The 13,528-nt window shown below is 35.4% G+C and carries 10 protein-coding genes and 2 pseudogenes; 4 read left to right on the top strand and 8 right to left on the bottom strand.

All coding sequences use genetic code 11. From position 1 onward, the window contains the following. The first annotated feature begins 677 nt into the window (after nucleotides 1-677). Nucleotides 678-4,112, top strand: coding sequence for a S8 family peptidase (locus tag E2K98_RS24325; RefSeq protein WP_133338784.1), 3,435 nt, complete (start codon nucleotides 678-680; stop codon nucleotides 4,110-4,112). A gap of 697 nt (nucleotides 4,113-4,809) precedes the next feature. Here the strand turns inward: E2K98_RS24325 and E2K98_RS24330 are convergent. The 6 genes and pseudogenes from E2K98_RS24330 to E2K98_RS24355 all read right to left on the bottom strand — a co-directional run. Then, nucleotides 4,810-4,914 (bottom strand): annotated as a pseudogene (locus tag E2K98_RS24330) (VOC family protein); the annotation flags it as partial. A gap of 511 nt (nucleotides 4,915-5,425) precedes the next feature. Further along, nucleotides 5,426-5,527, bottom strand: a complete 102-nt coding sequence (locus E2K98_RS32405; protein WP_133338786.1) for a helix-turn-helix transcriptional regulator — start codon at nucleotides 5,525-5,527, stop codon at nucleotides 5,426-5,428. 3 nt (nucleotides 5,528-5,530) lie between these two features. After that, the gene (locus E2K98_RS24340) at nucleotides 5,531-5,740 is read right to left on the bottom strand and encodes a response regulator transcription factor (RefSeq protein ID WP_133338788.1); all 210 of its coding nucleotides are present in this window, start codon (nucleotides 5,738-5,740) and stop codon (nucleotides 5,531-5,533) included. A gap of 412 nt (nucleotides 5,741-6,152) precedes the next feature. Continuing rightward, nucleotides 6,153-6,977, bottom strand: a complete 825-nt coding sequence (locus E2K98_RS24345; RefSeq protein WP_133338790.1) for a hypothetical protein — start codon at nucleotides 6,975-6,977, stop codon at nucleotides 6,153-6,155. Nucleotides 6,978-8,041: 1,064 nt separating this feature from the next. After that, a complete protein-coding gene (locus tag E2K98_RS24350; RefSeq protein WP_133338792.1) occupies nucleotides 8,042-9,142 on the bottom strand; it encodes a GerAB/ArcD/ProY family transporter in 1,101 nt (366 codons plus the stop codon). A gap of 44 nt (nucleotides 9,143-9,186) precedes the next feature. Then, nucleotides 9,187-9,570: a spore germination protein gene (locus E2K98_RS24355; protein ID WP_133338794.1), complete on the bottom strand. Its 384-nt coding sequence runs from the start codon at nucleotides 9,568-9,570 to the stop codon at nucleotides 9,187-9,189. A gap of 457 nt (nucleotides 9,571-10,027) precedes the next feature. Here E2K98_RS24355 and E2K98_RS32410 point away from each other — a divergent pair. The 3 genes and pseudogenes from E2K98_RS32410 to E2K98_RS24360 form a co-directional block, all read left to right on the top strand. After that, nucleotides 10,028-10,180 (top strand): annotated as a pseudogene (locus tag E2K98_RS32410) (IS4 family transposase); the annotation flags it as partial. Between the two features lie 137 nt (nucleotides 10,181-10,317). Further along, nucleotides 10,318-10,488: a hypothetical protein gene (locus E2K98_RS31190; protein WP_165976367.1), complete on the top strand. Its 171-nt coding sequence runs from the start codon at nucleotides 10,318-10,320 to the stop codon at nucleotides 10,486-10,488. 366 nt (nucleotides 10,489-10,854) lie between these two features. Continuing rightward, a complete protein-coding gene (locus tag E2K98_RS24360) occupies nucleotides 10,855-11,052 on the top strand; it encodes a hypothetical protein (RefSeq protein WP_133338796.1) in 198 nt (65 codons plus the stop codon). Nucleotides 11,053-12,123: 1,071 nt separating this feature from the next. Here E2K98_RS24360 and E2K98_RS24365 read toward each other — a convergent pair. Both E2K98_RS24365 and E2K98_RS24370 read right to left on the bottom strand, forming a co-directional pair. Continuing rightward, entirely contained in the window at nucleotides 12,124-12,357 is a 234-nt protein-coding gene (locus E2K98_RS24365; RefSeq protein WP_165976368.1) for a tyrosine-type recombinase/integrase, read from the bottom strand. 329 nt (nucleotides 12,358-12,686) lie between these two features. Further along, nucleotides 12,687-13,280 (bottom strand): recombinase family protein, encoded by a 594-nt coding sequence (locus E2K98_RS24370; RefSeq protein ID WP_133338800.1) that lies wholly within the window; start codon nucleotides 13,278-13,280, stop codon nucleotides 12,687-12,689. Nucleotides 13,281-13,528: the final 248 nt, after the last annotated feature.

Below are 13,528 nucleotides of genomic sequence, written 5' to 3' on the forward strand. Positions count from 1 at the left end.
TCTTTTTAACTGTGTTTCATCCACATATTTAGGACCTTTAATTAAAATATTTAAAGCTTCTCGATAGGTATAGTCTGTTTTAAAGGATGGGCAATTAGAAAGGTTTTCGTACTGTCCACTTTTCCAATGGTTGAACGTGGCACGCCTGTTTGTTTAGAAATAAAACAAAGATAAGTAGGACTACAATTAGTAAAATATCATCCGATAATGATTATGCACCTACACTCCCCACGATTAAAGAGATTATGAAGGCAATTCGTGAAGTGGATCTAGCTGCAAGGGCCGACGATTTTTTTGATATGAAAACTCCTCCGAAACGAATCAAACATTATTTAAGAATTAGCCTTAAGGCTTATATTACAGGCTTAAGCCTGTTAGTCGTATAGATTAGCCATCATTACAATTCCATCAATTTCTCTTTGTAATTCTTCAAGCTTAACAACAAACCACTCTTTAGGAATTAACACTTTTCCTTATAATTGGCTAAAAAATGAGGCCGACCAGGGAGATTTCTCCTTGTGAACTTGGTGACAAGATTTTGAATATAAAACATTAGTAGATTTAAGTTCATCAGGAATTTGAATTCTTTTAGTTAAGAAATAGCATATAACTATTTTACAAATTTGGTATATTATGGTTAACTAATAGAGTAAAATTATACTTTATGGGGGTAAGTTATGAGAAAGAGAAAGTTTAGTATTTTCATTGTTTTAGTTCTTTTGTTTACACTTCTGTATAGTCAGAACCCAGTTAAAACGAAAGCAGCAACAGGTAGTTCTTTAAATGAAAAAGTATTAACAACCACACCAATAGAAGCACAATTTGAACCGTCGGAACAAACGCATTGGTATAAAGTGATGCCCACAAATGAAGATGTTTCTAAGAACACTCACTTTCGCATCAAATTGCAGTCAGAGCAGGAGTTAAACATTTCTGTTTATTCTAGCTTAGAAAATGCACTGAACGATAATACATTTGACCGTTATATGGGATACACTTATTCAAACGAGCCTGCACAAATTGAATTTCCGCTTGCATGGACGGGACCATATTACATAAAGGTTGAAAATTATAATAGTGGATTAGAAGAAGGTGAAAGTAAAGAATTTGAGGGCGAAGAGGGACCTGATTCTCCGCCGATTGTTAATCCGGTATATACCATCAGCTATGAAGGGGATACACTCGCACCATCCGACTCACCTATCGGGGATCAGTGTCCGGCTGAATTAGGTGTTTTAAATAGAGAAAACGGCAAAGGGATTCTTAAAGATTTACGAATGATTCGGGAAACTCTATTAGCTAATACTGATAAAGGAAGAGAATTCACTTCTTTATATTATAAAACAGCGCCGTTTTTAGGCACAAAAATGATTGTCAATAAAGCACTACGAGAAGATGTATATAAAAACTTGGTTCAATTGAAAGGTTTATTTGCAGATCTAGCTGAAAACGGGGACCAAAGCTCCTATATCATTAAAACCAATGAACAACAAGCAATTAACAACTTGTATAAGATTTTACAGGAATCAGTTCCTGGATTTCTGAAAAAACAAATTGAGCAAAAAGCTGCTGAGATAGGTATTTCAAATTTAACTAATTCTAGTTTGTCTTCTGTTATTGAAAAACTTGATTTAAAAACTTCCAATGACAAGGAAGAAAACCGTATGATCGTGAAATTAAAGGAAGGAAAACCGCTTAGTCAATTCAAAACGAAAGTTAAGGCTTACGGATTAAGATCTATTAATCCATTAAATGTGAAACAAACTAATAATCATAATCTACTAGTTGTCGAAATGAATAAAACAAATCAATTTAAAATTGCTATTAAACAAATTGCAAACCTTCCAGAGGTTGAATTTGTTGAACCGATTCAGCAATATAAAGCCCTAACAGCCGATACACAGTACAAATACCAGTGGTCGCTACATGAAAATGAAGGAAATACTGGGCCTGATAAGATCAATAAAGATGCTAATATCCAGTTTGAAAAGCTACAAAATTTAATAAACGGCCAATTAAAAGATACTGTCGTTGCTGTAGTTGATACAGGTGTTGATCATACACTTGCAGATTTACAGGACAAGGTTCAATCTGATCAAGGCTATAATTTTATTAATCGGACAAATAATATTATGGATGATAACGGACACGGTACCCATGTGTCTGGAATTATCGCGGCCTCGGCTAATAATGGGTATTCAATGGCAGGTATCTCTCCTTCAGCTAAAATCCTGCCGGTAAAAGTTTTGGACTCATCAGGAAGTGGGGATACAGAACAGATTGCTCTCGGTATTTTATATGCTGCTGATCATGGGGCAAAAGTGATTAATCTAAGTCTTGGCGGTCCATATAGCCGCACAATTGAATATGCTTTACAATATGCAAACAAAAAAAATATCACCGTTGTCGCTGCATCCGGCAATGATGGGTTTGAAGAAGTTTCCTATCCAGCCTCTTCAAAATATGTAATCGCTGTAGGTTCAACGAATCGTCTAAATGTTGTATCAGATTTCTCTAATTACGGGGAGGGGTTGGATCTTGTTGCTCCCGGAAGTGACATACCAAGTCTTGTTCCTAATGGAAATGTGACGTATGCAAGTGGTACTTCAATGGCTGCGCCACATGTTTCAGCAGTTGCAAGTTTGCTGCTTTCGCAACAACCGAACTTAACACCATCTGAAATTCAATATTTATTGACGAAAACAGCAAATGATATTAGCTTCAATGAACAAGATAATCCGAACGGAGATTTTCCGGGAACCCCGGATCAAGAATATCCGCAACCAACGAAAGAGGTTGTTCCCGGATATGATCAAGTATCTGGCTGGGGGAATTTGAATGCCTATAGTGCGTTTAGTGCGGTGGCATTAAACGCAAATGTAGACCGTCTATTAAACAATCAGACTAAAGTTACCGGAACAGCCATCAATGGATCTACCGTAAAAGTTTTAGATGGAGATACAGAATTAGGCGAAGGTAAAGCAACAGCATCGGGGACATTTACTGTTAATATTCCAGTTCAAAAATCGGGAAAACTATTGAATGTGATAATAAGTACCAAAGGTGTTGACAACGGGCCGGAAACAACTTTTAGAATAGCAGTAGAAAAAGCACCTGAAAAGCCAACTGTCCAACCTTTATCAAACATTGATGAGTATCTAACTGGCAACGCAGCCCCCAAATTAACTGTCAATATCAAGGATTCTTCTAGAAAAGTCATTAAAACGGGCAATACAGATGATTCTGGGGCGTTTAAAATAAAGATTGACAAGCAAAAGGGAAATACTGTATTGTATGTAACTGTTTCAGATGACCAGAACAGGGAAAGCAGTGAAGTAAAGGTTACAGTAAAAGATGTCATTCTTCCCAATTCGCCTAAGGTCAAACCAGTTAGTGATCGGGACGAAGTCATTAAAGGAAGTTCAGAAGCAAATGCCCAAATAACTGCCAAAGTGAATGGGAAAGTAATTGGCACAAGTAAGGCTGATAGAACAGGCGCGTTTGAAATCAAAATTAAAAAACAAAAAGCAGGCTATGAAATAGCAATCACTGCAAAAAATGCAGCAGGAAATAGCAGTAAAGAAACAAAGATAAAGGTGATTGATAAAACGCCGCCGGCTACACCAAAAGTGAACGCTGTCGATGATAATAGTACAGTTATAAAAGGAAAAACAGAGGCAAATGCTAATGTTTCAGCAAAAGTGAATGGGAAAGTAATTGGCACGAGCAAAGCTGATAAAACAGGTGCGTTTAAAATTAAAATTAAAAAACAAAAAGCATACACTATAATAGCTGTCACTGTAAAGGATGCAACAGGTAATAGTAGTAAAGAAACAAGAATTACAGTGATCGATAAAACGCCACCAGCTACACCTAAAGTAAACGTTGTTAATGATAAAAGTACAGCTGTAAGAGGAAAAACAGAAGCAAATGCGACTATTACAATTAAAGTAAACAACAAAACAATTGGAATAGGAAAGGCAAATAAACACGGCAATTTTTTTGTGGGAATCAAAAAACAAAAAGCAGGAACTGTGTTAGTTATTAAGGCAAAGGACAAAGCTGGAAATGTAAGTAAAGGCATAAAAACAACTGTAAAAAAGTCAAAATAATTTTTAGTAGACAGAAAAACCTGGAAGGCAAGAAACCATTGCATCCAGGTTTTTTTGTTATTCGGTCAAATACAACCTTATTTTTTAAACATCTTTAATGCCATTCAAAACCTGATTAAATAAATTGCTTGTTACATCTTTAGCAGTTTTGTTATGGGGGTAATGATTTGTCTTAGCTTAATGGGCATGTGGTACCTCTTAAAGAAAATATGTATAGTGAACAGCTTGCGAAAACATTCACTTACGAATACATTGTTTACATGTCTTCAAAACAAGTTTTTTTACTTCTAAGTTTAGATACGCCCGTATTTACAAAGTTAAGGAGATTCAAAAAAAAAAAATCCCAATTTTCTCAGCATTAATATTGAGAAATTGGGATTTTTCGTTACTCAAGAAAAGAACTCTTTTATTGAATAAGAATTTTCTTCAAATCGAGACGGATTGGCATATAACGTTTTCGCATTCACGAACCCGCGAGCCTTAGAACGAAGTTCTTAAGCACGCAGGGGTGTCGCCTGAATATCTGCTTCTCTGCTTCTTCCCCTGGCGACCAAGGGGCTCGGAGAGTCCCGCAGCGTGAATGCTGTGTTATATGACGTACCCGACTTCTTCAAGTTATTTCACACTGCTTTTCTGTTTCAAGTTTTACTTCAGTAATGTATATTTCAGTAAAGGCTTTTTGTAAAACGTCACTTACTTATTTGTTACCGAGTTGTTCCGCCAAACCGATTAGAAGTCCTTCGCCACGAATGTAGCAGAGCCGATACGAGTCCTCGTACTGAACCACTTCGCCAACGAGCTGACACCATACTTACCAAAACTTTCTGAGGTGCAGCTTACCCATAAAGTAAAAGGTCACCTGCGAGAATGGAATTTCACGAAAACATATGAAGGAGAAGCAGAGTTCCAAAAAATTACGCTGTTTGAAGATGGGGAACAGGTTGCCATCTATTATCTATCCTCTAAAACAGTGACTTTGGAATTTGCTGGATTTACAGAAGCTTTACTCGTATCTGCGGACAATATGCCCAGCAGTGGCAGACTTTAAAGGAAGCCACAGTTTCAATTGCCATTGAACAAGATACCTCTATTCCATCTGGGTTATTTTATATTTATTTTCCGACGGAAAAAGCAACAGAATTGCGAATTAGCTTGAATGGTCCATTTTTTGGTGATATGAGTCGGATACATATGCGACTAGTCTATACCTTTGAATGCTTATTTTTATTTTTAGATTTGTCTCTTTGTGTTTGCATCACCTATATGCAAAAAGGTACTAGGAAATTAGAAATCCCCTCGAATAGTGGATAACTTTAAATTAGGCTTGTAATTTTATGAAGAACAGCGGTTCTATTATTGACATTTAGTTTGTTAAAAATATTATTCAAGTGAGACTTTACAGTATTAATACTCAAAAATCATGTTGCTGCAATCTCATTATTGCTATGACCTTTTGAAATTAAATCAACAATTTCTGCTTCCCTTTTTGATAAACAGTACTCCTTAATGGCCTGATCAATAAAATATCTTTCTTGTTTTTTAGGTTGAATATAAACTCCAAATAATTGTTTATTACTATTTAACACTTGATTAACTTGTTGGAGGTATTCTATTTTAAACAAATCCAAAGTCATAGCCCAGCTGGTCAAGGACGGAAGATGCGCTGAACCTACGATACCGCAAGGTGTTTATGCCGAACTCCGTGTGGCAAAGAAAATACGCGATCTCGAGCAGGAAGGGAATAGTGAGCAAGGTGATCCGTATAAGGGTGTTTTTGCCCGGTTAAAGGAGACTTATCCGAGGATTGAGCAATGTCGCGGAAAACTCGGGAGGATTTGGAGATTTTACCCGATGGGACTTTGTATTGTTAAGAAGAAAGTCTACCTACTTCATTCCTAAGTTCTGTTTTTATTCTGTTGGCCCCCTGATTTTCATAAATAAACGAAAGAAATTAAAATTTTAATTTCAATATGTGCTAAATTCAAAATATAATAATATGTACGCTCGGACAATATATGATAAATAATCCAAGTACTACCACTAAACGGTCAACAGGGAAAGGGTATTAGGCTGGATAATATAATATAAGAAAAAAGGTAATGACACGGAATCGAGGAGGGGAGACCGTACGGTCAAGAAAAACAGAAAAGGAATTGTTTCCATATAATTATTATTTAATATCGCCCGTGAAAAGGACGGATACTCAGCCACTTGATTGTACGTCATACCGATTTGAATTTGATTATATTCAGCTAAAGTAATTCCTTCTCTTTTCCACGGAGAAAAATATCCATTTAACGCTTCTTTTACATGTTTTTTCCAAATTGTTATGGGTTTTACTTTGTTATATGGAACATACACTCTTGCTGTCTTCGTTTTCTTAACCCATTTTTTGCCGATTTTCTTATAATCCATGTACTTTATTGAACCTTTATACCATTTAGAATTAACTTTAGTAAGAAGGGTATCTTTTGATATTTGTATTTTGTAAATTTTTCCTTTACTTGTATGTGCGATAAGGGCGCTAGTAAGACTTGCTTTTGTGTAAACTTGTGTTTTGACAGAAGTTTTATATCCCGAGGTGCGATCATAATCTACATATTTCACGTCGTAACCGTGAATACTGTTATCATCGTCATAATAATATAAATCAGGTAAATCATATAAATTTCTAGCATAAACTGTTTTTCCTCTTGAATCTTGAACATGTAATAATTTACCGTTTGGGCTAAGTGAGAATATAGAGTTTGCTTTAACTGTAATAGTATCAAATGAACTTGCTTCCGTTTTATTTGCTGTACCAACTCCCAGCAATATTCCTAACGATAATGCCCCAGTAAGGAAGGCCCTGCCGATCTTTACCAAATTAAATCTCCCCCTGTTTTACTTTCTATCTACTAGATATTATTTTGGATCTTGCGAGATATTAAGTTTGTATTGCATGTAATGAAAATCCAAGCCCAATTATAGCATTATACGGAATCAAACATGTATATATATAAGATGGTAAAAAATAAACGACTTTTTGGTTTTTAAAGTCGTCTCAGAGGATGATAAATTTACATTTATTGAGCCGATTAAGTGCCGGGTGAAGTATAGAACCTCATTAAAAATGGACTGCTTCGGCTACCTTCATTTTTTAGCTGGAATTAAATAAAAGCATCTTCCACCCCTTATTATCATTTTAAGGACTGATTTTCTTATTCAACAAACGGATTAGGTTAATGGGAGAAGGTTTTTTAGGTGTGATGCAAGGTGATAGCCGGCTTAAGTTTTTGTAAGATTACCCTTTTGGCTTGCCATCTTTTCGCCTCTAGCTTTTGGCTGCCTTCAGGCCAGCCTTATTCCATTCACGAATGATGTCCCGTTTTAAATTCCGTAAATACTGATTACATCCTAATCAATGTTTCAACTTCAGCATGTATCTAACTTATCTATTGCTACAAATTCTCTTTTTTTCCCCGCAGGGGTCAGCAATTTCGATTTATCGTTTTATGAATCTGGCTAAACGATCTAATTTGTAGACCACAAATAACCTTTTTTGAGGTAGTTGGTAATGGATATAATTCGTATAGGACTTTAGGTTAGGGTAGGCTGATTTCCCTCTTTTGTAGCGAATTATCTAATCAGCTATTTAAAGAGGTATTTTTAAAAAGTTCTCGAAGTTAAAGGGAGCGACTAATCTTCGCCTCTTTTTATTTACTTGGACTTTTTTAATACCTTCCCAATCCTCTTTAGAATCTCTCTCATTCCAGGTTAATCCAGGACCCGCTAAACCTAACCACCTTATATCCCTGCTGTTTTATAAAACGGTTTTATGGGCTGAACCGTTCAGTCCGTTTTTTATTTAGTTCTTGTTTAAATGGTATTTACCTCCAATACCGGTCATCATAAAAACTGAGAGTAACAGGCAACATAGTATTCCCTTTTCAAGTGTTAACCCTCCGACGGTACTTTTCAAATATCCAGCTATAGACCCATAAAAAGGGGGGAGCGACATATGCCAATAGAAGCCCTCCTTTCACAATCATTATTTGCCATTTTTCAGATTCATTCCAGGTAGGCTGGTGCCAAAAGATAATTCCAATAAAAATTAATAATAAAACGACTACATGGGAGCTATGATCCTGTTTTCCCAGCAATTTACTAGAACAAAATACAGAAAAATATACCCAAGGGATCCAGGCTGTGGAAACAACAATCAGATAATGGGCCAATAAAATCATGTCGAAACGTTCCAAAAAGCGAAATTCAATTAATTTAACTAGGTTCAGGACGGGTTGATTATATTCTAATATCCCCTCGGGGCTAAAATAGGCAAAACAGACCATCGTTGTAAATAAATAAAACAACATCGTTATTGTGTTCGCAATTGCGACTCCGAGAACAGCATACTGCTTTTTTTTTAAAAAGGGGTACAAGAAGAATGCAACTTCAAATCCCAAAAAGGAAAAAGTAGTGGTCGGCACTGCTGATAATACAGGTTTCCACCCTTCTTTCAGTAAAGGAAGAAAGTGCAACCAATTTCCATCTCGAAGAGGTATCAAGAAAAAAAGTGGGATCCACATCACCAAATAAAAAGATAGTTCGGAGTATCTGCCTAAAATTCGAATCCCGTTTCGGGCAACTAAAAATGTAGGAATCGAAAATAAAAGTAAAATAATGTAATCAGGGGTTTTAGGCAGGAACCATGACTTGATATACAGGCAGGCATTCACAAGAGTCGAACAAGCGAAAAATGCAAAGTACATCATGTACACCAAGACTACTGCTTTCCCAATTATTTTTCCAAATAATCGTATAAGAATTTCGTAAAGGGTGGCACTTGGATATCTTTCCACCGTTTTTACAATTAAAATGTTGGCCATCATGGAAAATATCCATCCTATCAGAATAGCTATCCAACCGTCTGTTCCTGCTTTATCCGCAAGTACACGCGGAAGGGATAGAACACCTGTTCCTACCTGCGCTCCATTAATCAAGAAAATATACTGCATAAGCGTGATTTCATTATAGGCATAATTTTTCATTGTCTCACCTTTTAGTACGATTTCAACCCTAGCGAATCAATCGATTAGGCCCGGTGCCATGAGGGCGTTTTTTCATTGCCTATATGCGGCCATCCTTTTGTTTCTAATCGACAACCTGAAATTTTACCACTTACTAATAGAATGCTATCTCCACCTAAAATAGCATTTTCGACGTCACCCCACGAATAGATGATTTCGACATCTCCTAATGTGACAGGCAGTTCATTATTAGGGTTGAAGAAGCTCTCCATCAAAGGTCTCAAGACGTGAGTATGAATTGTATTTTTATCTGTTGATCCTTTCAAGTACACAAAAGTGGCATCTGTTATTTTAATCCGACGAATGACTAAATCAGGTACTTGAGAAAAGGACGATTGAAGTTTCTCGATATTTTGGGATAAATCAGAAGAAAGGACTTCCTTATCCATATTTTTTTCCGAGAGTTAGAATTATTGTTTATTTGTTGGCATCGAAAAGAATTCAGATCCTTTAAATGCTTCAGAAAATAAACCATCAACTCCGTCCCTTTCCGTATTTACTCTATATTTTTTGGTTTTAGTATGGTTTGTTTATAGGGAAAATATTCTATTCCTCTGGCATCATTGATGTTCGTAAAATACGAGCTAGTTTGGACCTTGTAAGTAGGAAAAAGCAAAAGACAGTCTGAAGGCAAGAATTGTTCGGACAAGCAGGAAGGACAGCAAAGATTTTCCGAATAAAGCAGTGTCGTTTAATACTTAGTTGGAGTGTATTTCATTGTGGAACCACAGTGAATTTTCCCTAATGGGGTACCACCACATGCCCATCAAGTTAAGGCAAATCATTATCCCCATAACGAAAAAAACGCAATCATTTTTTGTAATAAGATGGAAAGGATGGTGCTTTTTGTGTAGTGAGGTTTTAAATGAACTTATTCTTTTTTCTCAAGAATTACAAAGAATTTTGTCCTCACAAGCTATCCAACAGTTGGCCAAAAAAGTAGCGAGTACTTCCTTGACTCAATTATGTTGTTGTTTAGAATCTTCAACGGGTGTCTTGACGATTAGGTGACCAAAACCCACTAAAAATAAAAGCAGACGAAATCTTTGACGGGAAAATTGAATGTATAGAATAAAATCTTTATTATAGGTTCTGATTCTGGAAAGAATGATCATTTTATTTTAGGGGGTTTTTTTATGAAAGAAGTTATATCACTTCCAGCTGGTCAAACACAGGATATTATTAAAAATTATTTGGTACACGCTCATCCTTATCCAAGACCTTACAAGGAAGCTCAATATATGACATTCCGAAAAATTGGCGGTGTTATGGATACATTATTTAGGTTGAACATGAATTCGTTTTAAAACCAGAAGACCAGGATATTGAAAAACAAATTAGTTATCTGAGCACTGGAAAAAAAGAACGTTTGCTAGGGTATATTCATGAAAGGAAACATACTTTTGGATTCGGAGAAAAGGAAGAATATAAATTTTACCTATTAAAAGAAGAAAGGCAATTAAAACAGCTTTCTAAACCTGAAGAGCCAAAACTTCAATCACATACGAATTATACATTTGAAGAAATAACAAGTGGGAAAAGATTGATATCCTGGGATTCCCAAAGAAGTAAAAGGATAAAAAGTAATTAAGAAATTTTAAAAAAGGAAAAAGGAACCAATCTCTTGTTGTTTCGAAAAAGCACTTAATGACATAGAAAAGAGGTTCAACCAATTGGTAATGGAAATGGATAATATAGTTACTAGTAAGTTAAAAGAGTTTGCATTAAATAACGGAAATAAGGTATTTGATAATAAATTTAGTGATATTACTTATAATTCAAGTAACAATAAATTTGATATTATTCTAAATGCAGGTAATATTTACGGTATATTTGTTCAACTAGATAATAAATGTAAAAATTTGTTGTAGGATGAAGTTGCTAATAAAACGAAAATTAAAGATATTAATAGTTTTATTCCTGTTTTTGATAATTGGTATCCTCTGTATTGGGGGAAAGATGTGCAAGGTGCCCAGAGAGTTTCTGCGTATATAAAAGGACATAAAAAGAATGGAAATATTAATATGCCTCAATATGATACTTTAAAAAGGTGAAAATTATTTATGGTTCAATCACTGTAGAAAATTATGTTAAGTTCGAAAAGGATATTATGAAAAAATATGCTCCGCTATTAGGTACATTCCGTAATGGTAGGATGGTTGTCAAGAAGTATTAATTTTTTCTTACATGCAGCAGTAAGTTGACTTCTACTGCTACGTTGTATCCTAAATAATTAAAATTAATATTCTAATATTATTTCGTGTTGACACTTTGTCCTATAAAGAAATTAATAAATAAGGTATTTAATAATCGTGTGGACAATTACATGGCTAGCATTATCTTAATTGGCAATAAACCTTGATAAAACGCCGGTGTGGAGGAATTGGTAGACGCGCACGACTCAAAAAAGTGCCTTTTTCCAAAAAAAATTTGTTAAATCTGGAATACAGAAACCTATAAAACGTAGAATATTAAAACGCTCTGCTGTAAATTGCAGAGCGTTTATGGGCATTTTTTGTTGTTTCAACTTATTTTAGGAATAACCAATATCAAATGTTATATCCGCTTACTTTTACGATTAAATAATCTTCTTACCGGTAAAAATTTATTGTGTTGCTGCTTTAAATGTTCAGAATCCATTTGAATATATTTTCTAGTCGTCTGAATATCAGCATGGTCCAGGATTTTCTGTTACGTGAATAAATCACCGCCGTTTAGAATGTAATTTCTTGCAAATGTATGTCTAAATATATGTGGATGTAGTTTGGGTATTTCCAATTTTTTTTTAACCCATTTAATCTTCTCCTAAAGGCGTCGGCAGTAAAATCATCCCCGTAGGCATTCATAAAGATCCGGCAACCTTCGCTAAAATATTGTTCAGTTTCATCTAAAAGCTGTTTTAACCTTTTGGATATTTCCCGGCTAATTGGTATATCTCTATTCTATCTATTTTTTGCAATTGAGGAAGGAACCAAAAGGGTATTCTGATGGAAGTCAACTTGCTCAGCGGTTAGTGACATTGCTTCATTGATCCGTAACCCCGTGTCTAATAATAGCAACACTAACGTCTTATCTCGCCACTGAGCAAATTGTTTATCATCATATGAATCTAGTATCATATCAATTTCTTCGTCCGATAGCCCTTGGACTTCTTCATGTGCGTCATCTTTAACCAAAGGAATATTCCTAGATGGATTTTTATTAATGATATCTTCCTCAAATAAAAAACGGAAAATTGCTTTTAAATTACGCAAATGAATATTGATGGTATAAACCGATAATCCTTTTTTATTCCTTTCCCGTTGTTCATCACCTGATAGGGGTCACGTTACCAAAAGTGAAAAATTGTACGTTCAGACACAATTTAGACACATTTTATCCAGTTACCTGTACGGTAAGACAAGATATAAAATACGTAAGATTATAATAAATGATGAAAATATATCTTGGTAGAGCTGGCTAGGCCACGTCTATACGCAACCTGCCAACGATTTTAAGAGGCATTTTAGTGTGTAGATGTAGGTATATTTTCTTTCTGTTTCTTATATTCTCTCCATCGACGATAAAAGGTAGCTTCGCTTATATTGGTGATCTTACAGATCTCTTTTATGGGTTTATTCGTGGTTTCATGTAATTCGATTGCATGTTTGACACCGTCATGCCTTAAGGTAAACTTCTGTTTCTTCCCTTTGTATGTCCCTTTCCTTTTTGCAATCGCAATGCCAGCTTGTTGTTTTTCTTTGATCATCGTGCGATCGAGTTCACTAAACGCCGACATAACCGTTAAAATGAATTTTCCTGAAGGAGTTCTCGTATCAATCCCCAGATTCAATATGACCAAATGAATGCCATGTCCTTCTAACTCTTCAATGAGCTCTAACAACTGCTTTGTATTTCTTCCCAGACGATCCATCCTTGTAACAATGAGTGTATCCCCTTTAACTAATCGATTCAGTAGTTGTTGCAATTCCTCTTTCTGATTTTGTACACCTGATACTTTTTCCTGAACAATTCGATCTACGTTTGCATTTCGCAATTGTTCAATTTGTGAATCCAAGTTCTGATCAAACGAAGAAACACGCGCATACCCAAAAATCATAAAATCCCTCCCAAAAACACGTAATCAAAGACAAGTGTATATGATAGTTAGATTGTACAATAAAATCAACACTTGAGCAATCTATCAATAGAGTATACCCTATTGATAGAATAATAGTAATTAGTCACTCAGTCCCTTACATGGATCTGCGCAACTATTCGTGTCAAAAGTGCGCAAAATAAAATGTAAAGTTACAAGCTGAAAAAATTGGTACGAACCAGCGTAACAGAAACGTTCGTTTTTGTTGC

The sequence above is a fragment of the Bacillus salipaludis genome, assembly GCF_004358205.1.

Excerpts from the sequence above, each read along its gene's own strand:
- E2K98_RS24325 (WP_133338784.1), top strand. The coding sequence starts at position 678 with ATGAGAAAGAGAAAGTTTAGTATTTTCATTGTTTTAGTTCTTTTGTTT.
- E2K98_RS24350 (WP_133338792.1), bottom strand. The coding sequence starts at position 9,142 with ATGAAAAATTATGCCTATAATGAAATCACGCTTATGCAGTATATTTTC.
- E2K98_RS24355 (WP_133338794.1), bottom strand. The coding sequence starts at position 9,570 with ATGGATAAGGAAGTCCTTTCTTCTGATTTATCCCAAAATATCGAGAAA.
- E2K98_RS31190 (WP_165976367.1), top strand. The coding sequence starts at position 10,318 with ATGAAAGAAGTTATATCACTTCCAGCTGGTCAAACACAGGATATTATT.
- E2K98_RS24370 (WP_133338800.1), bottom strand. The coding sequence starts at position 13,280 with ATGATTTTTGGGTATGCGCGTGTTTCTTCGTTTGATCAGAACTTGGAT.